The sequence below is a fragment of the Vibrio sp. 10N.286.51.C3 genome, from assembly GCF_003050065.1.
Lineage (GTDB): Bacteria > Pseudomonadota > Gammaproteobacteria > Enterobacterales > Vibrionaceae > Vibrio > Vibrio crassostreae.
In genome coordinates this window covers 20,473-42,500 of sequence record NZ_PIGC01000028.1, presented here as the reverse complement: position 1 = coordinate 42,500, position 22,028 = coordinate 20,473, and the positions used below count along the sequence as shown (strand labels likewise).

Here is a 22,028-nt window from a genome sequence, read left to right as displayed (position 1 = left end):
TGAATTGACTGTGCCAAATAACCGAGGTTATTTGTATTGGTCACTCAGTTCATTGAAATCAATGTTGTTACCGAAGTAACTGTTACTACCTAAGTAATAACGTTTTGATATTCATCAACGAGTGCCCACACAGATTGATAGGTTTAAATTGTTAAAGAGCTTAACTTCTTAAGCGTTCCTTTTAAGTAAGGAGCCTCTCGAAGTGGACGGCCATTCTAGCGAATTAACATTCAGTGTCAAACACTTTTTGAAAATTAATTTTTTGTCGCTTTCCGTCTTACTGATTCTTGCTGAAGCCTTGTGGCGTCTGCCGTCTCAGTGGTGTCGCATTATAGGGAACCCTCTCAGCTTAGCAACTACTTTTTCATAAAAAATGAATAAATAGGGGTTAACTGCCTAATAGTTCACCTAAACGTAAAAAAGAGAGCATTTCTGCTCTCTTTTTACTCAAAATCTAAAGGTATTGTTAGATAAATGCGTAAGCATCAGCGTACATATGAGCACGCTTTGCTTCTTTATTCTGAGTAAATAGGTCTCTTGCAGCACCCGCCATTTCAAAACGACCTGCAATATAGATATCAAAATCAGCTAATGATTCGAAACTTTGCGTGATAGCCTCAAGCACATTACCTGTTTGACCGTGCCACACTTCCGGTGCTTCTTCTACTACTGGTACAAAATGTACGTTGCTATGCTTTTCTGCAATGCCAACCAGCTCTTCTTTCGCATATAACTGGCACTCATCTTTCGCGCCCCAATATAGGTAGATCTCTTTCGAGCTATTTTGTGCGATGCAATGATCCAGAATAGAACGCACGTAACTGAAACCAGTACCACCAGCAATCAATAATAGAGGGCGATCGCTTTCTTCTTTAATCCAAGCATCTCCGTGTGGAGCATCAATAGCAATATCGCCATTTTCAGCTTGTGCCTTCTTCATCGCTTCAACCACTTCTAGTGCGTAAGCATTGTGCTCAGCAGCGCCTATGTGTAGTTCAAGTTCACCTTCGTGACGGCAAGGGCTACTTGCGATAGAGAATGGGCGCTTATCTTTCTCGCCCATTTCAACCATCAGATACTGACCCGCTTTAAAAGCGACGGGTGTTTCTGGGTGAAGTAGGATTTGGTAAGTATTACAAGCCAAAGGCTCGATAGACTTCACTTTACATTTAATAGTCATGTTCTTCCTCTTACTAACCCTTAATCGGCAAAGGTTAGAACTAAATTACTTTCTGCAAATGCTTGGCAAGCAAAAATCCAGCCTTGTTGCTGCTCTTTCTCTGTGAGCATGGGTTCAAGGTGGTAACTCACTTGCCCTTCTAATTTTTTGCACATACACATTGCGCATGCGCCAACTTGGCAACGGTTTGGGAAATAGATATCGCTGTTGAGCGCAGCATCCAAGACCGTTTGCCCTTTTTCTACGGTGAAACTGATGTTTTCTGGGTATAAGACTACTTGGTAGCTCATGAAATTCCTAGCTGTTCCCAGATGCTATCAATCTTTTTGACGACATCAGGATCTTTTGTGATTGGTACACCCCACTCACGAAGGCATTCACCTTCCCACTTATTGGTCGCATCGAGACCCATTTTGGAGTGTCCATTTTCATTCTGTAGGAATAACGTATCTCTCTCCGGATCCATTCTTGTCGTTACCGCCCAAATAATGTCATTCCAATCACTCACGTTGACATCGCCGTCACACACGATAACAAACTTGTTTTCATCAAATTGAGACCAAACTGCTTCCATGATTTTCTTACCATTACCTGTAGCTTGCTTATCAATAGACACCACAACCATACTGGCGTTGTCGTTCTGTAGGTGAATATCAATAATTTCAGGGTGAGCCTTAGTTAACTCAGCCAAGCTACCCTCTATATGTTCACTATTTGTAGGTGCTGATTGAATATCTGGAGATAGCGCTAACTCTGCATCCCACTTCTTAGTGATATCTAGGCCCATCTTAGAACCTAACCCAACCACGGGCGATGCGAAATCCAATGAATCGATCGGCGTGTTCTCTATCATCAAGCTATCGCGTGACGGATCCATATGTTCGCACATCGCTGCGGTTACTTGAGACCAATCGCGTGCATTGACATCTTCATCGCACACCAATACAAATTTGGTGTACATGAATTGGCGTAAGAAAGACCATACACCCATCATCACTCGCTTGGCGTGACCTGGGTATTGCTTCTTCATGGTCACGACTGCCATTCGGTACGAACAACCTTCAGGCGGTAGATAAAAATCTTCAATCTCTGGGAACTGCTTTTGAAGAATAGGCACAAACACTTCATTTAGTGCAACACCCAATACCGCAGGCTCATCAGGTGGACGGCCAGTATAGGTGCTGTGATAGATAGGGTTTTCGCGCATAGTTACATGAGTAATAGTAAACACATGGTGCTTTTCTTTCTCGTTGTAGTAACCAGTATGGTCTCCGTAAGGCCCTTCATCCGCAAATTCATTCGGGTCGATGTAACCTTCCATCACGATTTCCGCACTTGCAGGAACCTCTAAGTCGTTGCTGATTGATTTAACGACCTCAGTTTTACTACCACGTAGTAAGCCTGCAAACGCGTACTCAGATAAAGTATCCGGCACTGGCGTAACCGCACCAAGAATGGTGGCAGGGTCGGCACCAAATGCTACCGATACCGGAAATGGTTTACCTGGGTTGGTTTCTATCCAATCGCGTAGATCCAGCGCGCCACCACGGTGGGCTAACCAACGCATGATGATTTTGTTCTTACCGATCTTCTGCTGACGATAGATACCTAAGTTTTGGCGTTTCTTGTTCGGACCACGAGTAACCGTTAATCCCCACGTTAGCAATGGCGCGACATCGTCAGCCCAACAGCTCATCACGGGGATTTTATCTAAGTCGACGTCATCGCGTTGCCATACCACTTGTTGGCAAGCCGCTTTGCGAAGGCGTTTAGCTGGCATGTTTAAGACTTGCTTAAACACAGGCAGTTTATCAAGAGCGTCTTTAAAGCCTTTTGGTGGCTCTGGTTCTTTTAGGTAAGCAAGCAACTTACCCACTTCGCGCAGTTCTTTGACTTCCTGACGCCCCATACCAATAGCAACCCGATTAGGTGTACCAAATAGATTAGTCAAAACAGGCATGTCATAGCCTACTGGATTTTCAAACAAAAGAGCCGGGCCACCAGCACGTAGAGTACGGTCGCTAATCTCGGTCATTTCATAGTCTGGATCGACTGGGTGAGAAATGCGTTTCAACTGACCAATACTTTCAAGATGGTCGATAAAATCACGTAAATCTTTAAAACTCATAGGACTTCTACATGCTGATTATTCTGCGCTCAGTATATCAAAAAGGGTGACACTGAGATCCCCCTTTTTAGTGTGGTTATTGAGAGGCAAAATCCACTTTACGGTAATGCTTGCTCGATCAAAGAGCTCTTCACCTGAGGGTTATCATTGACGAGATCTTGCAACCATCGCGTATGACCTTGTTTGGCGAGTTCACGCGCGACTAATGGGGCTTCATCGGCAATCGCCATCCTAGAGACAAGAAACTGCTTCACCTCTTCTGATAACGGGTTAACCTTAGTGAGCAAGGTAATCGCTTCATCTTTCAAACGCGGATTTTTAGTCGCAGCCATTACTTGTTCTAACGCGAACGCTTGTTTGGTGTCAGCAAGGCGAACTAGCTCAGCTTGGCTATGATAATCGGCCTTCATTCGCCATAAAATCTTATAGGCCTCTGGATCTTCGCTCACTTGCGCTAATCGAACCACCACCTCAGTGGAAGGTAACCAGCTAACAATAGAAGATGCGGTGAGTTGCTTAGTTAGATAACCAACCGCTTCAGGAGACAAACTATCTAGCTCTCTAATGAGCAGCGCTTCTCGCGTTTGAACTTGATGTTCAGATCCAGATAACCACTCTTTTAAGTCGAGGTCCTGCTTCTCTGCATCTAGCACAAACACCAGTGTCTTCTGATCTTGACGCCACTGCTTGATGAGACGATTAGCAATTGAAGGATAATTAAAGGCAGGTACCGTAAACTCGTAACCATCTCCACGCTCTAATACTTGATAAGTGGGCGTGATAGCGAGTTGCTGCTCGATGAAGATAGACATCTTGGGTGTGAGTACGATTTTTTGCTGTTCAAGCTTCTTCAAGAGTTGGTAACGAGCCACCTCTTGCTGGGGAAATGTCAGGCGCTCAAGCGCAAAGCGTAGTGAATTGACTTCGTCACGTACGACAAGCTCGATTAGTTCAGCAGTTTTCAGTTTTACTTGATCATTCTCAAGCCAAGACTCTACTGTAAGTGGAGACATCTCGGTGGCATAACTCATACCAACCGGTGAAAATAACAGTGAAGTAGACAAGAGTAATGATGACAACAGTCCATGTTGCATTTTAACTTCCTTGTAACACTTTTGCTCATTCTGCAAGCTACCGCTACAAAATGCAAATAAAAAGCGCCACCCGAGGGCAGCGCTTATTAAATAACGATCAGCTAATCAATATTACTGACGACGCATTGCGTCAAAGAACTCATCGTTCGTTTTGGTCATTGCTAGCTTGTCGATAAGGAATTCCATTGCATCGATTTCGCCCATTGGGTGAACAATCTTACGCAGGATCCACATCTTCTGTAGTTCATCGTTCTTGGTAAGAAGCTCTTCACGACGAGTACCAGAACGATTGAAGTCGATAGCTGGGAATACGCGCTTTTCAGCAATCTTACGGTTAAGGTGCAGTTCCATGTTACCTGTACCTTTGAATTCTTCGTAGATAACTTCATCCATCTTAGAACCAGTATCAACCAGTGCTGTTGCGATGATCGTTAAGCTACCGCCTTCTTCTACGTTACGTGCCGCACCGAAGAAACGCTTTGGACGATGTAGAGCATTCGCGTCAACACCACCAGTAAGAACTTTACCTGATGAAGGGATCACAGTGTTGTAAGCACGAGCTAGACGAGTAATAGAATCCAGTAGGATAACTACGTCTTTCTTGTGTTCAACAAGGCGTTTCGCTTTCTCGATAACCATTTCTGCAACTTGTACGTGGCGAGATGCTGGCTCATCGAATGTTGAAGCAACTACTTCGCCTTTAACTAGACGCTGCATTTCCGTTACTTCTTCTGGACGCTCATCGATAAGCAGAACCATTAGTTCACACTCAGGGTGGTTACGAGCAATGCTTTGAGCAATGTTTTGCAGAAGCATTGTCTTACCCGCTTTAGGCGGAGCAACAATCAGACCACGCTGACCTTTACCAATCGGAGATGCAAGGTCAAGAATACGAGCCGTAATATCTTCAGTTGCGCCATTACCCGCTTCCATCACCATACGTTCGTTGGCGTGAAGAGGAGTAAGGTTTTCGAAAAGAATCTTGTTACGAGCGTTGTCTGGCTTGTCGTAGTTAACCGTGTTTACTTTAAGCAGTGCAAAGTAACGTTCGCCATCTTTAGGTGGACGGATTTTACCGCCAATAGAGTCACCTGTGCGAAGGTTAAAACGACGAATTTGGCTTGGAGATACGTAGATATCATCTGGGCCAGCCAGGTATGAACTGTCGGCGCTACGTAGGAAACCAAAACCGTCTTGAAGAATTTCTAGAACACCATCACCAAAGATGTCTTCACCACTTTTTGCATGCGCTTTAAGGATGGAGAAGATAATGTCTTGTTTTCTTAGGCGAGCTTGATTTTCAAGACCTAAGCTTTCGCTAAGTTTAACAAGCTCAGACACAGGTCTGTTCTTCAGTTCAGTAAGATTCATAGTGGTGGAAGTTTGTTTAGTCAAAATAGGATCTGTTTTCTTAAGTTAAGAAGGATTTGGTCACAGGATCGACCAAGAAGAGAAATTCGTTCAATTAACGTGCGATAAATTAGCACTAAAACTAAGACTAGTCCATAGCTTAGAAAAAACAAAACCGCGCATTTGTTAACTGCACGGTTTCTTTTCAAATGCTGACCTGATTAAAGGTTAGCGTCTAAGAACTCTTTAAGTTGAGTTTTAGATAATGCACCAACTTTAGTCGCTGCTACGCCGCCATCTTTGAAAAGAAGTAGCGTTGGAATGCCGCGAATACCAAATTTTGGTGGAGTACCAGCATTTTGGTCGATATTTAATTTACCGATTGTGAGCTTGCCTTCGTACTCGTCTGCGATTTCGTCAAGAATCGGCGCAATCATTTTACATGGACCACACCATTCTGCCCAAAAATCAACAAGAACAGGGCCTGCAGCGTTGATTACATCGTTATCAAAACCGTCATCAGTTAGCTGCAAAATCTTATCACTCATCTTCCACTCCAATGTGTTTTTTAGAACTGGTTGGATGATAACCAGTAAATAGATGCCCTATTGGAATGTATTTACTTTCGTATTGCAAGCTTAAGCTGATATTCTATAGCAATGAAAAAGACGCATATCACAGAGCAAAAGTTCGCCGACTTGGATTTACTTCCGCAAGTCATTGAAGGATTGGAGAAAAAAGGGTTCGATTATTGTACCCCTATCCAAGCCTTGGCGCTCCCGGTACTGCTCACCGGCCAAGACATTGCAGGCCAGGCCCAAACGGGTACTGGTAAAACGCTTGCGTTTCTTACTGCTACTTTTAACCACCTGCTAAAAACACCTGAGCATGAAGGGCGTAAGCCTAACCAGCCACGTGCGATTATTATGGCACCAACGCGTGAACTCGCGATTCAGATCTACAACGATGCTGACTCTCTGGTTGAAAGCACAGGTATCAAGGCAGCACTTGCTTACGGTGGCGAAAGCTACGACAAGCAACTAGGTAAGATCGAAGAAGGCGCAGATATCTTAATTGGTACGACTGGCCGCATCATCGATTTCTACAAGCAAAAGGTATTTAACCTTAACCACATTCAAGCTGTTGTTCTTGACGAAGCCGATCGCATGTTCGATCTTGGTTTCATCAAAGACATCCGCTTCTTGTTCCGCCGTATGCCTGAGCCAAAAGATCGCCTGAACATGCTGTTCTCTGCGACATTGTCTTACCGCGTACAAGAACTAGCGTTCGAACACATGCACAACCCAGAGCATGTTGTTGTTGAGCCAGAGCGTAAAACAGGTCACCGTATTCAGGAAGAGCTATTCTACCCATCAAACGAACACAAAATGGCACTGCTACAGACGCTAGTTGAAGAAGAATGGCCAGAGCGCGCTATCATCTTCGCTAACACTAAACACAAGTGTGAGTCTGTTTGGGGTCACCTAGCTGCAGATGGTCACCGCGTTGGCCTGCTAACTGGCGATGTTCCTCAAAAGAAACGTGAAAAGATTCTTGAGCAATTCACTAAAGGTGATGTTGACCTGCTTGTCGCAACCGACGTTGCAGCACGTGGCCTACACATTCCTCAAGTAACACACGTATTCAACTTCGACCTACCAGACGACTGTGAAGATTACGTTCACCGTATCGGCCGTACAGGTCGTGCTGGCGCAAGTGGTCACTCGATCAGCTTTGCTTGTGAAGATTACGCAATCAACTTGCCACCAATCGAAGAATACATTGAGCACGCTATCCCTGTGTCTGACTACGACTCTTCTGCACTACTAGAAGATCTACCAGCACCATTGCGCTTACGCACACGTAACCCGCAACAGCGCCGTTCAAACAACAATGGCCCACGCAACGGTAACCGTAAGCCAAACCAAAACCGTCGCCCACGCCAACCGCGTCATAACAAGGAAGCTTAGTCGCTTATGAGTCAAACAGTGTCACCCCCGCTTTACGCTGCAATCGACCTCGGGTCGAACAGTTTTCATATGCTCGTTGTGCGTCATATCGATGGCAGCGTACAAACCATGGCTAAAATTAAGCGCAAAGTGCGTTTAGCTGCAGGCTTAGATGAAAATAATGCGCTTAGTACTGAAGCCATGCAGCGCGGTTGGGACTGTTTGAGTCTCTTTGCAGAGCGACTGCAAGATATTCCGAAAGAAAATATCCGCATTGTCGGTACAGCGACCCTACGTACCGCTATCAATGTGGATATCTTTCTAAAGAAAGCGAACCAGATCCTTGGTTACGACATCAATGTTATCTCTGGTGAAGAAGAAGCTGCGACTATCTATAAAGGCGTAGCGCACACTTCTGGTGGCAGCGGCCGCCGACTGGTTGTTGATATTGGTGGCGCAAGCACCGAGATGATCATTGGTGAAGGCTTCTCAGCGAAAGCACTAACCAGCCTAAAGATGGGCTGTGTTACTTGGCTTGAGCGCCACTTTAAAGATCGCCAATTAACCGCAACTAACTTTAACAACGCCATTGAAGCGGCGAAGTCGACGTTAGCTCCTATCCTCGATAGCTACACTGATATCGGATGGGATGTGTGTGTGGGTGCCAGTGGTACTGTTCAGGCACTGCAAGAAATCATGTTGGCTCAAGGCATGGATGAAGTAATTACTCATGCCAAACTTAAGCGCCTACAAAAACAAGCCATGATTACTGAGCGCTTGGAAGAGCTAGAAATCGAAGGACTGACTCTTGAACGCGCATTAGTGTTCCCGAGTGGCCTTTCTATTCTTATTGCTATTTTTGAGTTGCTTGAAATAGATTCAATGACACTCGCAGGCGGTGCACTCCGTGAAGGCCTAGCCTACGAGATGGTTGATGAGCTGCGCCAAGAAGACATCCGTGCACGTACCATCAAGAGTGTTCAATCGCGCTATCAAATGGACGTAAGCTACGGTGAACAAGTTGCTGTAGTTGCACAAACGCTGTTAGATCAAGCGGGCGCCGAAGCGTGGGTTTCAGAACCTCAAGCTGGTGTCCTACTGCAAACTGCAGCTAAGCTTCATGAGATTGGTTTAACCATCGATTTCAAAAAAGGCGGCGAGCACAGCGCTTACCTACTGCAGAACTTAGACCTACCAGGCTTTACTCGAGCGCAAAAGCACTACTTGGGTGAGTTAACTCGTCGCTACCGCGAGCAGTTAACCTCATTGCCAGAGCAGCACGCAATCTCAGGAACGAGTAGCAAACGTATCTTACGTATTCTGCGTTTGGCTATTTTGTTGACTCACCGTCGTAATCCAGCGCTAGAACCTGAGTTCAAGCTGACGACGGATGATAACAATCTAACTTTAACGCTTTCTAAGCAATGGTTAGCAGATAACCCGCTTACTGCTGCAGAACTAGATATCGAGTCGAATAGACAAACCGATATTGGCTGGCCACTGAATATTGAATGCCTCTGATATTAATATCTGACGCTAGACATTAAAAAAGCCCAAGTTAGTAGACTAACTTGGGCTTTTTCTTATCTTGGCATTAATGCGTTTCTAACCTGAATCCTTAAACGTTCACGCCTGTCGCTTTAAAGTCTGGGTTTACCGCCGTCAGCTTTTTAACGATGTAGTTCAAAAGCACGCCGTACATCGGAACGAATAAACCTAAGCTGATGATAAGTTTGAAGCCGTAATCAACCAGTGCAATCTCAGTCCAGTGTTCAGCCATGAATGGATCTGGGCTTTGGTAGAAAGCAATCGCAAAGAAAGCGATGGTATCAATCGCATTACCGAACAACGTTGAACACGTTGGGGCAACCCACCACTGTTTAAGCTGACGTAAGCGGTTGAAAACATGCACATCCAAAATCTGACCAAGCAGGTAAGCCATGAAGCTCGCCGCGGCGATACGTGCAACAAACAGGTTGAACTCGCCTAGTTGGTTAAACCCTTGGAATGAACCTTCAAAGAACACCACTGACAAAAAGTAAGAAACTGCCAGTGCAGGTAGCATCACTAAGAAAATGATTTTACGAGCAAGCTGCGCACCAAAAATGCGTACAGTCAGATCAGTCGCTAGGAAGATAAACGGGAAAGTGAAAGCACCCCAAGTGGTGTGCATACCGAAAACGGTAAAAGGTAGCTGAACCAGATAGTTGCTTGACGCAATGATGACTAAATGGAACAAAACTAATAGTGCTAGGGCTTTGCGCTGTTGCGCAGGGGTAAAGTTACTCATGCTGTACCTTTTTAGTTTGGTTTGGGGGTGAGGGAACCCAAATCGAGTCATTTCTTCGAATAAACTAAGAAAGCTCTTACCAATAATGTGAATTTAAAATGTTTCTAAAATTTGCTCTATCGAGCGGCGGGCGATTATACATTAATCAATATTGGCTGCAATGGTGAGAACAGACGCAAACGTTTATTCTCACTTTTATTGGTGAGCGAAGTTAAAAACCGCGTTTGAAAAGCGTCGCGAGATAATCAAACTCTTCTCTGCTTTCTTCAGCGTTTAGCGACTCAAACCAGATTGATTCACTGTAATGCTCAGACTTTAAGAACATCCGACAATCTTCAAAATCAATCAACCAAGAGTGCATGTCAGCGTCCCATTGTTTTTCAACCACAGAAGCAGATAACAATGCCACTAGCTTTTCACCTAATACTTCATAAGAATCAAAATCAAAACTTGGAGACGTAATCAATAAACGTCCTTCCTCAGCCAAATACTCTCTTAAGCCAAATTCTGTTGGTGTCGTCATGTCCCTATCAACCTTATTCTTGTTCTATGATCCAATCGTTTTTATAAACTATGACTTATCTGAAAACGATCCTGAAAATTAGCCGTGTGTCGTGATGTGTTCTTGAATCAAATCTAAGAATGGGTCTGCGTACTTATCGAGTTTACGCTGACCAACACCGTTAACCGCCAGCATCTCACCGTATGAGGTAGGCAGTACTTCAGCCATATCAATCAAGGTCGCATCACTGAATACCACATAAGGTGGCAAACCATCTTCATCAGCAATCGACTTACGCAGCTTACGCAGTTTGGCAAACAACTTCTTATCGTAATTCTTGCTGCTGAGTTTATCGGACTTAGCATTACGCACCGCCGTATCCAAACGAGGCACCGCCAATTCCAAAGACATCTCACCACGCAGTAGCGGACGCGCTTCTTCTGTTAACTGTAAAGTCGAATTACGGGTGATGTTCTGGAACAACAAACCTTTATGGATTAACTGACGGAAGATACTGATCCAGTAATCATGGCTGTGGTCGCGGCCAATGCCATAGGTAGAGAGCTTGTCATGACCATTATCGCGGACACGGATGTTCTGCATACCGCGCATCACTTCAACCACATAGCCCATACCGAACGACTGATTCACACGGTACACACAAGACAATGCCTTCTGCGCTTCTTGGGTCGCATCAAAATGCTTGGGTGGATCGAGGCAGATATCGCAGTTGCCACATTGCTTCTCACGATATTCACCAAAGTAGTTAAGCAGAACCTGACGACGACAGGTTTGTGCTTCAGCAAAGGCACTCATCGCGTTTAGCTTGTGCATCTCAACTTGTTTTTGTGGGCCTTCTTCCTTCTCATCCAGCATACGACGTAGCCAACCCATATCAGCCGGATCAAACAACATCATAGCTTCAGCAGGCAAGCCATCACGACCCGCACGGCCTGTCTCTTGATAGTAAGATTCAATGTTGCGCGGGATATCAAAGTGCACCACAAAGCGCACATTGGGTTTGTTGATACCCATACCGAAAGCTACAGTCGCGACAACGATCTGAATATCATCACGTTGGAAGGCTTCTTGAACGTAAGCACGCTCATCGGTGTCCATACCAGCGTGATAACCCGCGGCGCGAATACCGTTGTTGCACAGCTTCTCAGTCACCATCTCCACTTTCTTACGGCTACCACAATAGATAATGCCGCAATTGCCTTTCTGTGTTTCTAAGTAGCGAACCACCTGTGACACGGGCTTATGCTTCTCGACGAGGTTGTAGCGAATGTTAGGACGGTCGAAGCTGCCCAAGTAGGTATGTGGATCCACCAGCTGCAGACGCGAAATAATGTCTTTACGTGTTGCATCATCAGCGGTTGCCGTCAGCGCCATATAAGGCACATGCGGGAAATATTGCTTAAGTTGACCTAATGATGCGTATTCCGGGCGGAAGTCATGTCCCCATTGAGAGATACAGTGCGCCTCGTCTACCGCAATCATCGAAAGCGGTAAACCTTGCAGACGCTCGATAAAGTCACGCATCAACACACGCTCTGGTGATACGTAAACCATCTTCAATTGGCCTGAATTCATACGATTGAACACATTCAGCAACTGGTCACGGGGCATGGAAGAGTTAATACACTCAGCTGCAACACCATTGGCCTTCAGTTGGTCGACTTGGTCTTTCATCAGCGAGATCAGCGGTGAGATAACCAGAGTCAGACCTTCACGAACCAAGGCGGGGATTTGGTAACACAGTGATTTACCACCACCGGTTGGCATTATCACCAAGCTGTCTTTGCCTTCAACGGCCAGGTCAATGACCTCTTGCTGACCATCGCGAAAGCTTTGATAGCCAAACACATCTTGTAAGATGGTTTGCGCATCATTCGCGGGAGTTGGTATTTGCTCAGCAATCAGAGTGGCGGTCATTGTGGTTCCTAATCGAGGTATGAAATCAGCAAGCATCTTCGGCAAGCAAGTCGCACATTGTAGAGGGGAACGCTGGTGAATTAAACCGCAAATTGTTAGGTGAAAAGGGTTATCGCTCCTATACTGACCAACTCTCTTATAAATCTTATTAATAAGCACTCTGTGCTAGAGAAAGATGCATGACTCCAGAAGAACAACAACGTACGCGCCAAGGTATTTTGCTTGCTGTCGGTGCTTACACCATGTGGGGTATCGCCCCTATATATTTCAAATCTTTAAGTGACGTTTCCCCGTTAGAGATCCTTAGCCACCGTGTAGTATGGTCTTTTTTCCTACTCGCTTTTTTACTACACATTGGCCGCAGCTGGCGTAAAGTTCGCGACACCTTGACATCAAAACCAAAAATGCTCTATTTGGTGGCGACCTCTACTTTAGTGGGTGCCAACTGGCTGATCTTTATCTGGGCGGTCAACTCCAATCACATGCTTGATGCCAGTTTAGGGTATTACATCAACCCGCTGATTAACGTGTTGCTCGGTATGCTCTTCCTAGGCGAACGCTTGCGTAAACTACAATGGTTTGCGGTTGCTCTGGCTGCCATTGGTGTATTAGTCCAACTGATTGCATTTGGCTCAGTGCCGATCGTCGCCATTGCCCTAGCCTTCAGCTTTGGTTTTTATGGCTTGCTACGTAAGAAAGTCAGCTTAGAAGCGCAAACAGGATTGTTCATTGAAACTCTGGTGATGCTACCTCTCGCAGCTACCTACTTACTGTTTATTGCTGATAGCCCAACTTCAGACTTATCAATAAACCCGATGCAACTCAACCTATTACTGATTGCTGCAGGTGTTATTACAACCATTCCACTGCTGTGTTTTACTGGCGCTGCAACTCGCTTGAAGCTATCGACACTCGGTTTCTTCCAGTACATAGGCCCAAGCTTGATGCTACTGCTGGCCGTGCTGATTTATGGAGAAGCATTCACCCAAGATAAAGTAGTCACCTTCGCCTTTATCTGGGGCGCGCTGCTTGTCTTTACCTTTGATGCGTATCGAGCGAATAAAAAGAGCAAAAAGCAGCTCTAACCTCAAGCGTATAATCAACCTAAACATCAAATCAGAGCTTGGTAATCACACCAAGCTCGCCCCCCTTTAGCTATAAGCCCTGCTACAGCCCACTCACAACAAATGACTCAAAGTAACTCTAAGTGACATTCACCGAATTGATCTATCCAGTAAATTCATACACATAGATAGCATTCCACTTCAACATTTTAATATGAAACACCGAGCATTTCATTGGGGTTTTCACACAGGTTCACACTCTCGGGAAGCCCTCAACTTCTGACTAGATTCACCTCCTTCTAGCAACTAATCCTTAATACACCAGAAATATAACTGGAAACCAGCTATTCATTTTCTGGGGATCACTATTTGGCTAGAGGAAATCATATGGATAACTTAACTCACCAACAGGCTTCTCGATTCTTAGACTTGGCAACCATGGGGGTTCGTCAATCGGAGTTAAATGCGTTTAAAGAACAAGACGATCGTTCTTATTGGATAGATCAACAAATTGCTAAACCCTACATGCGCCATCTTGAGCGAACTTATCATCAAGCGAACCGAAGGAATCTCACCAACCCAAATCAGGAGTGTCGTGTAGGGGCATGGTTTGACACTGCGTTATGGGACGAAGCACAACTACGTCAACGGATCGCGTTCGCGCTAAGTCAAATATTTGTAGTCAGTGAAAAAGATGCCAACCTTGCTACCGATCCAGAAGCGTTAGCAAATTACTATGATTTGCTTGCCGACAATGCCTTTGAATCATTTGCTACGCTACTTAAGCACATCACTCTCTCTCCTGCTATGGGACAGTATCTCACCATGAATGGTAATAAACCGGAAAGCGTGACCGGACAAGCGCCCGATCAGAATTACGCCAGAGAAGTCATGCAACTCTTTACCATTGGGCTTTATGAGTTAAACCAAGATGGAACTCAAGCCACTTACCCAGATGGTAGCGTTATCGAGACGTATGATGATGTCGATGTAGAAGGTGCTGCAAGAGTCTGTACCGGTTGGGATATCACCAATAACAATACGCTTGAACCCATGACTGCAGACAACTCACTGCATGACATGGATGAAAAATGGGTACTTGGTCAGTATTACCCTCCCGGCCAAACTGCTGAAGAAGATCTTGACCAATTCATTGCCCAAATCACCACCCATACCAATGTCGCGCCTTTTATTTCAATAATGCTGATTAAACAGTTAACGACCTCCAACCCAACTCAAGCGTACGTTTCTCGCGTATCCGCTGAATTTATTAATTCAGGTGGAAATTTAGGCTCGGTGATCAAAGCAATTTTAACCGACTCAGAGTTACTCAAAACTAGTGATATCAATGTCACCAAAGTCAGAGAGCCTATCCTAGCGATGACCTATCTCTATAGAGCAATGGAAGCGTACGTAGGTGGCAGCGGAGATATTGTTTATGACCCAATGAACTATAAAGAAAGCTTTAATCAGTACCCACTTGGGTCTAATTCGGTATTTAATTTTTATCAGCCGAGTCACAGCCCACAAGGCGCGCTTGCAGATGCAGGCCTAACAGCACCCGAGTTAGAGATTATTGACTGGAATCAACTTATCGACATGAACAACATTTTTTACAGAACACTCAAAGACTTTGGGCAGAACCGTGGAAATAGCAACAACAATAAAGAGCTCTATATTGCTCCTTCTGATTTAGAAGATTTAGCGAGGGCAGAAAATGAAACTGAGCTTATTCAAGCGATTAATTTACGCATTCTCAATGGACAAGCATCCCAGGAAATTACTGACCTACTATCCACTATCTATCACGGTCATGGGAACAAATATTACGCAGTACCCAAGATGCTGTTCATGGCGTTCATTTCACCCGATTTCATGGTTCAGGAGTAGATTATGTCAATTACACGCAGAAGTTTTCTCAAAGGTGCCTCAGGTACAGCCGTATCTGGGATGGTCCCACTCTCTTTATCCATCCCAGTCAGCAGCGCCTTTGCTAATGAACAAGGTGGATATAAAGCGTTAATCTGTCTTTTCTTACATGGCGGAAATGACTCGTTCAATATGATCGTGCCTACCGACGCTAACAACCAAAGTAACTACCAAACCGCGAGACCAAACATCCAACTCGCCAGCTCTGAAATCTTAGCTATTCCAAGCACAGAATCTGGGCAAGCGCTTGGCATCAACGCCAGCATGTCTAACCTTGCCAGCATGATGAGTTCAGGCCAAGCCGCAGCCATAGTTAACGTAGGACCATTAGTAGAGCCAACCAACAAATCCAACCTTTACGATGTCAGGAAGCCATCGAATCTTGGGGCCCACAATAAACAACAAGCCGCTTGGCAGTCGAGTTGGGGAGATAATGGTTACCATAGCTACGGTTGGGCAGGAATGATGATGGATGTCCTTCGCAGTGAAACAGCGATCATTTCCGACTCCATTTCATTTGCTGGAAATGAACTATTAACTGGCGCAAATTCTAAAGATATCTCAATGTCTTCTGGTGGTGTAAGAGCTATGGATGCTCTTGGGCATTCAAGTGCAATAAACAATAACTTCATCAAATTAGTTAATGCACCTTACGGTTCACCGTTCAAACAAGAGTATACAAAACGGCTGAAAGGCATATTAGATTTCCAGCAGGAAATCCAACTCGTGCTCGATTCATACCCAGAAGACGGCTCCATTCCAAGTAGCTCATTAGGCTCACAGCTAAAAATGGTCAGACGAATGATCCAAGCATCATCCGATCTCGGTCATAGCCGTCAGGTCTTTTTTGTTAATATTGGTGGATTTGATAATCACAGCAACCAACGAGGACGCCATGATGGGCTTCTTTCTACCATCGACCAAGCCGTTAGCGCTTTCCATGCCTCTCTTGCTGAACTTGGCTTGGAAGACAGTGTTGTGACATCGACCATGTCAGATTTTGGGCGAACCATAGAAAACAACAGTAAATCAGGCACCGACCATGGTTGGGGAAGTAATCAACTAGTGGTCGGTAATGCCGTCAATGGAGGTAACAGCTATGGGCGATACCCCGAATTTATCAAAGATGGTCAAGATGCTTGGGGCAATAAATTTATCCCGAGCCAATCCTCAGAACAACTTGCTGCGACCTTATGTCGTTGGATGGGGTTGAGTGAACAAGGTGTGGATGTCATTTTCCCTTCGCTTTCGCCAGCCAACAGCAATCCATTTGCTAGTCGATATCTTGGCGTTCTGGGAGACTATCATCAGGAAGGACAGGAAAACGAACTATCCATTGCCAACGTCAGTGCCACTGAAACTCGCGTCGACCATACACCGCAAATGGCCGTAGACGGAGACAGTACAACCAAGTGGACGGCGAAAGGGCAAGGTATTCAATATCTAATTGAACTTAGCACGGCAGCGAACGTCACTAAGCTTCTCTACTCTCAAGCTAAAGGGGATGTTCGACAATACCTATTTGATCTCGAAGTGAGTAGCGATGGCATCAACTTCGGTCTGGTAACCAACGTCTTGACGCCTGGAACCACAACCAATTTGGTGGAACAAGCCGTTAATAGAGCATCGGTTAAGTTTATTCGCCTCACTTGTAACGGTAATAATGGCGATGTTTCAAGCTTAGTTCTATGGAATAACTTCCAAGAACTCAAAGTGGTCGGTTATTAGTATCACGACACTTCAATAATCAGAAAAAGCTTTTATTCTCTTTCTCTTTAAAGGATCGACCCTATAAAAACTCTGTCAGAAACCACTAGTACTGATCGTTTTTTACAAGACAATCGCTGAATACGAAGATAAGCTTGGTTGAATTGATGATAATTTAACCAAGCTTTTTTATGCCATGGATAAAGTCCACTACTATTCGACACCTAGCCAAGATATCAGCCTGATCCAAGCTCAATACCAAGAGTTTGCCTTTCAGCGCCACTATCATTTGGACTTTCACATCGGTTTGATTACCCAAGGGCAGCAAAAATTCGCCTATAAAGGGACGAGCCACCATGTTGGTGCTGGCCAAGTTGTTATCATGCCACCTGATGAACTGCACGATGGCCATTCAAAGCTAGAATCTGGCTACCAAGTGAGTGTGTTTGCTGTCTCGCCGCAATGGTTGGGCGATCTTGCCGATCACAGCGGAAATGGTCACGCTTTAGGCTTCTCGGAGTTGATCCTCTCCGATCAAGCGACTTTTTTACAATTGTGCAACCTTCATGGGCTACTTATCAATCCAAACATCAGCCAACTCGCTCAAGATTGCCTACCGTTCGAAGGATTCTCGACAATAGTTGATCGTTACGCTCAGTTTGGATCGAAAACTCAGGTGCAACTTGGTACTCAGTCGGTTAACACGCTAAAAGACTATTTGATGGCAAACCTCGACCAACCGGTACGCCTAGAGCAGCTGTCTGAATTGTGCGATCTCACCACCACACAGTTTCAACGCCACTTTAAAAACAAGATGGGCATTACCCCATACGCTTGGCTGAGCCGTTTACGCATGGAGCAGAGCATGCGCCTGATTAAGTCTGGGATATGTGGTACCAAAGTCGCGCACCAAGTGGGCTTCTATGATCAAGCACACTTCTCCAAGGCGTTCAAAACCACATTCGGTGTACCACCCTCACAAATCAACTAAGTGTTGATAATTTACAATTGCTCGATTTCAAATCACGGTAAGCTACGCTCAATACGATTACTTATTTAAAAATAGCGGCAACGTTATTGAGAACTGACATGAACGAAGTCACCATACTGATCACCCTCGCCTCTATCCACTTCATCGCTTTGATGAGCCCCGGCCCAGACTTTGCGTTAGTCGTGCAAAATGCGACGCGTCACGGGCGCCAGACAGGCTTGTACATTGCGCTTGGTTTATCTTGCGGAATCTTGCTGCATTCGTTACTGAGCTTGACGGGAATCAGTTACCTAGTCCACCAGCAACCAACCATATTTGCCATTATCCAATTGGCTGGCGGTAGCTACTTGCTGTACTTAGGCTACGGTGCACTTAAAGCAACCTGGCAAATCATTCAGAACCACGACGATGACGACGATACGGTCAATTCGAAAGATCTAATTCTAACCAACAAGCGCCAAGCATTTTCGAAAGGCTTTGCGACCAATATTCTCAACCCAAAAGCATTAGTGTTCTTTATCAGCTTGATGTCGAGCCTAGTACCTGCCGACATGTCTCTATCCGGTAAAGGCTTTGCTCTGCTTATCCTATTCGGCCTTTCGCTATTCTGGTTCTCGCTACTGGCTTGGATGCTTTCAACTAAAGCACTGCAGAAAAAGCTGAGCGAAGCAACGGTATACATTGATGGCTTATGTGGCGTGGTATTCAGCCTGATTGGCCTGAGTATTCTTTGGCAGTCGTTGTCTGGTTTAATCGCTTAAATTCGAATCAAGATTACAATTCGTTAACAACATACTGGCTATCTTATCTTTCCACTGCCAATCTAGCTCTGCATATTAAAAGGAGAAGATCATGCAGTGGAAAACAAAACTAACAACCCTCGCCACTTCTACCCTACTTTTTGCCTCTCACGTCAGTTGGGCAAATCAAGCTGCCGATTCCGTCGCTCCCGAACAAAGTAGTGGTTTAGAAACCAAACAACTCGTTAAAGCCAACGACTGGATGGTCACTGCGGCTAACCCACTGGCGACCCAAGCGGGAGCCGATGTACTTGCTCGTGGTGGTAACGCGATTGACGCCATGGTTGCTGTGCAGCTTATGCTTGGCTTAGTGGAACCTCAGTCATCAGGTATTGGTGGTGGCGCGTTCCTTGTTTATTTTGATGGCAAGGACAAGCAACTCAAAACCTACGATGGCCGTGAAACCGCACCACTTGATGCAACACCACGTCTGTTCCAAGACGAAAACGGTCAACCACTTAAGTTTTATGATGCCGTAGTTGGTGGTCGTTCTGTTGCTACACCGGGTACAGTCCAACTATTGTGGGACACTCACCAGAAATACGGAAAATTAGAATGGTCATCCCTAATCAAACCTATCGCTCAACTGGCTGAGAAAGGTTTTACCATCAGTCCACGTTTAGCCACCTTGATTGAAAATGACCAAGAAAGACTAAGCCGCTTTGCCACAACCAAAGCCTACTTCTTTAATGCCGATGGCAGCCCGAAAACTGCAGGTACGCTACTTAAGAACCCAGAATACGCGGCAACGTTAAACGCTATCTCAAAAGATGGTGCTAAGGCTTTCTATCAAGGCGAAATTTCCGCTGACATCATCAATACAGTTCAAACCGCCAAAGGTAATCCTGGCGTATTGGCACAGAAAGACTTCGATGCGTATTCAATTAAGCAACGTGAACCGGTTTGTTCCGCGTATGAGAGTTACGATATATGCGGAATGGGACCACCGAGTTCAGGTGCATTAACGGTTGGGCAGATCTTAGCGATGACCGAACAGTTTGATCTTAAATCATGGGGGCCAAACGACGCGAGATCTTGGCAAGTGTTAGCGGACGCTTCTCGTCTAGCCTTTGCAGACCGTGGTATGTACATGGCAGACCAAGATTACGTTCCGATGCCAACCCAAGGGTTAGTGAATACTGACTATTTGCAGGAACGTGCCCAGTTAATTACTGCTGGAAAGGCACTAGACAGTGCACCATCAGGTACCCCACCGTGGGATCATGCCATGCTGCGCAGCAAAGATGTATCTATTGAATTGCCGTCCACCAGCCACTTCAATATTGTCGATAGCGATGGCAATGTCGTATCCATGACCACCACCATTGAGAATGCATTTGGCTCACGCCTGATGGTAAGAGGCTTCCTACTGAATAACGAACTGACCGACTTCTCATTCAAAACTCATAACGATGGCAAGCCTATCGCGAACCGATTAGAACCAGGCAAACGTCCACGCTCTTCGATGGCACCGACCATCATCATGCAAGACGATAAGCCTTACATGGCAATTGGTTCTCCGGGTGGCAGCCGTATCATAGGTTATGTGTCGCAAGCGATCATTGCCCATACCCAGTGGGACATGGATATCCAGCAAGCGATCAACCAACCGCACTTCCTAAACCGTTTCGGTACGCTAGATTTGGAAAAAGGAACATCAGCGGAAAACTTCAAACCTGAGCTAGAAAAGATGGGATTTGAGGTCAACGTTCGCGATCTTAACTCTGGTTTACACGCGATTCGCATCACAAAAGATGGTTTAGAAGGCGCTGCAGACCCTCGTCGTGAAGGTGCAGCCATTGGTCAGTAGGGAATAACCCTCCCTTTTTACTCGCTGCCTTGTGCGAGATCTCTCACAAGGCAGTGAGTAAATATCGATATTTGATGACGAAATTAGTCACCTAGATATCGTAACCAATTGAAATAAAAAGATACGTACATTTATCATTCAAATAATTATATAGAAATTCGCTTATGCACCATTGCTGATAAATAAGGAATCGGTAATATGAATGGTGTCGGAAGGATGCTGACACGGAACAGGAAACACCAAGGACTTGGTTATCTTCAGGATGAAGATTCGATTACTCAGGATGAATAATCGGCATGGATAGCGAAATGGACATTGAATGGACGCAATAGTAACTAGGATGGTTGCTACTAAGGAAAGACAATGGACACCTCCGGACGAGGAAAGGACTGAACATCAGGATGATGTAAAGGACACCGCTCAAGGAACAAGTGACGCGCGCTAACGAGGATTGTTGGCAGATCAGGATAAGATCAAGGACACCGCTAGGAAGGCGACGAAAGGAATACGCTGAAGGATAACAGCACACTATCATGGATTTGATGCATGGAGCACACTTAGTAGCCGGATTGCTGCGAGTAAGACTATAGACCCCGATGAGCGCAAGCTCTCGGGGTTTTTCTTTATCTGTCGTCTCACCTTTTCTTCATCTAAAACAAATAAATCAAAGACCTTTGATTACAATTCTGACATTTAAACCATTCACTTCTTAACCACTTCCGAGTAACGTAAGTCTTACTAGGCTCAACTAGTTTCATAACCATAATTAAATTAAGGACAAATTCATGTCACACGTTACCTTCAAAGGCGCTGCTGTACCGCTAACTGGCACATTCCCACAAACTGGCGAACAGGCACCAAGCTTTGCACTGACTGCAGGCGATCTTTCTGCACTGACTCTTGCTTCTCTTGCAGGCAAGAAAGTGGTTCTAAACATCTTCCCAAGCATCGACACTGCAACTTGTGCAACGAGCGTACGTACGTTCAACGCAAAAGCGGCAGAACTTGAGAACACGGTGGTTGTTTGTATTTCTGCTGACCTACCATTTGCTGCGGGTCGCTTCTGCGAACTAGAAGGCATTGAAGGCGTTCAACACGCTTCGACTTTCCGCTCTCCTACATTCGCATCAGACTACGGCGTAGCGATTGCTGAAGGCCCACTAGCAAGCCTAACAACGCGTGCAGTTGTCGTTGTGGATGAAAAAGGTGTGGTAACACACAGCGAGTTGGTTGCAGAGATCACTGAAGAACCAAACTACGAAGCGGCACTTGCAGCACTGTAAGATCCCCTCTAGT

18 protein-coding genes are annotated in these 22,028 nt (G+C 45.3%); 9 read left to right on the top strand and 9 right to left on the bottom strand.

What is annotated here, in order from left to right:
- Nucleotides 1-466: 466 nt before the first annotated feature.
- The 6 genes from fre to trxA all read right to left on the bottom strand — a co-directional run bounded on the left by fre (nucleotide 467) and on the right by trxA (nucleotide 6,300).
- A complete protein-coding gene (gene fre / locus CWO27_RS22235) occupies nucleotides 467-1,180 on the bottom strand; it encodes an NAD(P)H-flavin reductase (RefSeq protein WP_048661170.1) in 714 nt (237 codons plus the stop codon).
- A 20-nt stretch (nucleotides 1,181-1,200) separates the two neighbouring features.
- A complete protein-coding gene (locus tag CWO27_RS22230) occupies nucleotides 1,201-1,470 on the bottom strand; it encodes a 2Fe-2S iron-sulfur cluster-binding protein (protein WP_008224727.1) in 270 nt (89 codons plus the stop codon).
- The gene (gene ubiD / locus CWO27_RS22225; protein ID WP_102433037.1) at nucleotides 1,467-3,308 is read right to left on the bottom strand and encodes a 4-hydroxy-3-polyprenylbenzoate decarboxylase; all 1,842 of its coding nucleotides are present in this window, start codon (nucleotides 3,306-3,308) and stop codon (nucleotides 1,467-1,469) included. Before ubiD ends, CWO27_RS22230 begins: the two co-directional genes overlap by 4 nt.
- 98 nt (nucleotides 3,309-3,406) lie before the next feature.
- Nucleotides 3,407-4,402 (bottom strand): hypothetical protein, encoded by a 996-nt coding sequence (locus CWO27_RS22220; protein ID WP_102433036.1) that lies wholly within the window; start codon nucleotides 4,400-4,402, stop codon nucleotides 3,407-3,409.
- A 111-nt stretch (nucleotides 4,403-4,513) separates the two neighbouring features.
- Nucleotides 4,514-5,773 (bottom strand): transcription termination factor Rho, encoded by a 1,260-nt coding sequence (rho, locus tag CWO27_RS22215; RefSeq protein ID WP_017062978.1) that lies wholly within the window; start codon nucleotides 5,771-5,773, stop codon nucleotides 4,514-4,516.
- A 200-nt stretch (nucleotides 5,774-5,973) separates the two neighbouring features.
- Complete coding sequence (gene trxA, locus CWO27_RS22210; RefSeq protein WP_010440700.1) at nucleotides 5,974-6,300, bottom strand: thioredoxin TrxA; 327 nt, start codon at nucleotides 6,298-6,300, stop codon at nucleotides 5,974-5,976.
- A 111-nt stretch (nucleotides 6,301-6,411) separates the two neighbouring features.
- Between trxA and rhlB the strand changes: the two genes are divergently transcribed.
- Nucleotides 6,412-7,722 carry an ATP-dependent RNA helicase RhlB gene (gene rhlB, locus CWO27_RS22205; protein WP_019820068.1) on the top strand — a complete coding sequence of 437 codons (1,311 nt, stop codon included), beginning with the start codon at nucleotides 6,412-6,414 and terminating at the stop codon, nucleotides 7,720-7,722.
- 6 nt (nucleotides 7,723-7,728) lie between these two features.
- Nucleotides 7,729-9,222 (top strand): guanosine-5'-triphosphate,3'-diphosphate diphosphatase, encoded by a 1,494-nt coding sequence (gppA, locus tag CWO27_RS22200; protein ID WP_102433035.1) that lies wholly within the window; start codon nucleotides 7,729-7,731, stop codon nucleotides 9,220-9,222.
- Nucleotides 9,223-9,319: 97 nt separating this feature from the next.
- Here gppA and CWO27_RS22195 read toward each other — a convergent pair whose 3' ends face one another.
- The 3 genes from CWO27_RS22195 to recQ all read right to left on the bottom strand — a co-directional run bounded on the left by CWO27_RS22195 (nucleotide 9,320) and on the right by recQ (nucleotide 12,431).
- Nucleotides 9,320-9,991 carry a 7-cyano-7-deazaguanine/7-aminomethyl-7-deazaguanine transporter gene (locus tag CWO27_RS22195; RefSeq protein ID WP_055319880.1) on the bottom strand — a complete coding sequence of 224 codons (672 nt, stop codon included), beginning with the start codon at nucleotides 9,989-9,991 and terminating at the stop codon, nucleotides 9,320-9,322.
- 211 nt (nucleotides 9,992-10,202) lie between these two features.
- Nucleotides 10,203-10,514: a DUF3630 family protein gene (locus CWO27_RS22190; protein ID WP_009848192.1), complete on the bottom strand. Its 312-nt coding sequence runs from the start codon at nucleotides 10,512-10,514 to the stop codon at nucleotides 10,203-10,205.
- 78 nt (nucleotides 10,515-10,592) lie between these two features.
- Entirely contained in the window at nucleotides 10,593-12,431 is a 1,839-nt protein-coding gene (gene recQ / locus CWO27_RS22185) for an ATP-dependent DNA helicase RecQ (protein ID WP_055319881.1), read from the bottom strand.
- 179 nt (nucleotides 12,432-12,610) lie between these two features.
- On the opposite strand from recQ, the gene rarD reads away from it, so the two are divergent.
- The 7 genes from rarD to tpx all read left to right on the top strand — a co-directional run bounded on the left by rarD (nucleotide 12,611) and on the right by tpx (nucleotide 22,015).
- On the top strand, nucleotides 12,611-13,516 hold the full coding sequence (gene rarD, locus CWO27_RS22180) for an EamA family transporter RarD (protein ID WP_102433034.1): 906 nt from the start codon (nucleotides 12,611-12,613) through the stop codon (nucleotides 13,514-13,516).
- A 366-nt stretch (nucleotides 13,517-13,882) separates the two neighbouring features.
- On the top strand, nucleotides 13,883-15,385 hold the full coding sequence (locus tag CWO27_RS22175; RefSeq protein WP_102433033.1) for a DUF1800 family protein: 1,503 nt from the start codon (nucleotides 13,883-13,885) through the stop codon (nucleotides 15,383-15,385).
- Between the two features lie 3 nt (nucleotides 15,386-15,388).
- Complete coding sequence (locus CWO27_RS22170) at nucleotides 15,389-17,152, top strand: DUF1501 domain-containing protein (RefSeq protein ID WP_102433032.1); 1,764 nt, start codon at nucleotides 15,389-15,391, stop codon at nucleotides 17,150-17,152.
- Nucleotides 17,153-17,327: 175 nt separating this feature from the next.
- Nucleotides 17,328-18,122: a helix-turn-helix transcriptional regulator gene (locus tag CWO27_RS22165; RefSeq protein ID WP_102433031.1), complete on the top strand. Its 795-nt coding sequence runs from the start codon at nucleotides 17,328-17,330 to the stop codon at nucleotides 18,120-18,122.
- Nucleotides 18,123-18,220: 98 nt separating this feature from the next.
- A complete protein-coding gene (locus tag CWO27_RS22160) occupies nucleotides 18,221-18,883 on the top strand; it encodes a LysE family translocator (RefSeq protein ID WP_048662855.1) in 663 nt (220 codons plus the stop codon).
- 91 nt (nucleotides 18,884-18,974) lie between these two features.
- A complete protein-coding gene (gene ggt / locus CWO27_RS22155) occupies nucleotides 18,975-20,732 on the top strand; it encodes a gamma-glutamyltransferase (protein WP_102433030.1) in 1,758 nt (585 codons plus the stop codon).
- Between the two features lie 785 nt (nucleotides 20,733-21,517).
- A complete protein-coding gene (tpx, locus tag CWO27_RS22145; protein ID WP_017069608.1) occupies nucleotides 21,518-22,015 on the top strand; it encodes a thiol peroxidase in 498 nt (165 codons plus the stop codon).
- Nucleotides 22,016-22,028 lie beyond the last annotated feature (13 nt).

What these genes read in the sequence shown, in the direction of transcription:
- CWO27_RS22160 (WP_048662855.1), top strand. Translation starts at nt 18,221, where the DNA reads ATGAACGAAGTCACCATACTGATCACCCTCGCCTCTATCCACTTCATC.
- CWO27_RS22170 (WP_102433032.1), top strand. Translation starts at nt 15,389, where the DNA reads ATGTCAATTACACGCAGAAGTTTTCTCAAAGGTGCCTCAGGTACAGCC.
- rhlB (WP_019820068.1), top strand. Translation starts at nt 6,412, where the DNA reads ATGAAAAAGACGCATATCACAGAGCAAAAGTTCGCCGACTTGGATTTA.
- gppA (WP_102433035.1), top strand. Translation starts at nt 7,729, where the DNA reads ATGAGTCAAACAGTGTCACCCCCGCTTTACGCTGCAATCGACCTCGGG.
- recQ (WP_055319881.1), bottom strand. Translation starts at nt 12,431, where the DNA reads ATGACCGCCACTCTGATTGCTGAGCAAATACCAACTCCCGCGAATGAT.
- CWO27_RS22195 (WP_055319880.1), bottom strand. Translation starts at nt 9,991, where the DNA reads ATGAGTAACTTTACCCCTGCGCAACAGCGCAAAGCCCTAGCACTATTA.
- ggt (WP_102433030.1), top strand. Translation starts at nt 18,975, where the DNA reads ATGCAGTGGAAAACAAAACTAACAACCCTCGCCACTTCTACCCTACTT.
- rho (WP_017062978.1), bottom strand. Translation starts at nt 5,773, where the DNA reads ATGAATCTTACTGAACTGAAGAACAGACCTGTGTCTGAGCTTGTTAAA.
- CWO27_RS22220 (WP_102433036.1), bottom strand. Translation starts at nt 4,402, where the DNA reads ATGCAACATGGACTGTTGTCATCATTACTCTTGTCTACTTCACTGTTA.
- CWO27_RS22175 (WP_102433033.1), top strand. Translation starts at nt 13,883, where the DNA reads ATGGATAACTTAACTCACCAACAGGCTTCTCGATTCTTAGACTTGGCA.
- CWO27_RS22190 (WP_009848192.1), bottom strand. Translation starts at nt 10,514, where the DNA reads ATGACGACACCAACAGAATTTGGCTTAAGAGAGTATTTGGCTGAGGAA.
- trxA (WP_010440700.1), bottom strand. Translation starts at nt 6,300, where the DNA reads ATGAGTGATAAGATTTTGCAGCTAACTGATGACGGTTTTGATAACGAT.
- tpx (WP_017069608.1), top strand. Translation starts at nt 21,518, where the DNA reads ATGTCACACGTTACCTTCAAAGGCGCTGCTGTACCGCTAACTGGCACA.
- ubiD (WP_102433037.1), bottom strand. Translation starts at nt 3,308, where the DNA reads ATGAGTTTTAAAGATTTACGTGATTTTATCGACCATCTTGAAAGTATT.
- rarD (WP_102433034.1), top strand. Translation starts at nt 12,611, where the DNA reads ATGACTCCAGAAGAACAACAACGTACGCGCCAAGGTATTTTGCTTGCT.
- fre (WP_048661170.1), bottom strand. Translation starts at nt 1,180, where the DNA reads ATGACTATTAAATGTAAAGTGAAGTCTATCGAGCCTTTGGCTTGTAAT.
- CWO27_RS22165 (WP_102433031.1), top strand. Translation starts at nt 17,328, where the DNA reads ATGGATAAAGTCCACTACTATTCGACACCTAGCCAAGATATCAGCCTG.
- CWO27_RS22230 (WP_008224727.1), bottom strand. Translation starts at nt 1,470, where the DNA reads ATGAGCTACCAAGTAGTCTTATACCCAGAAAACATCAGTTTCACCGTA.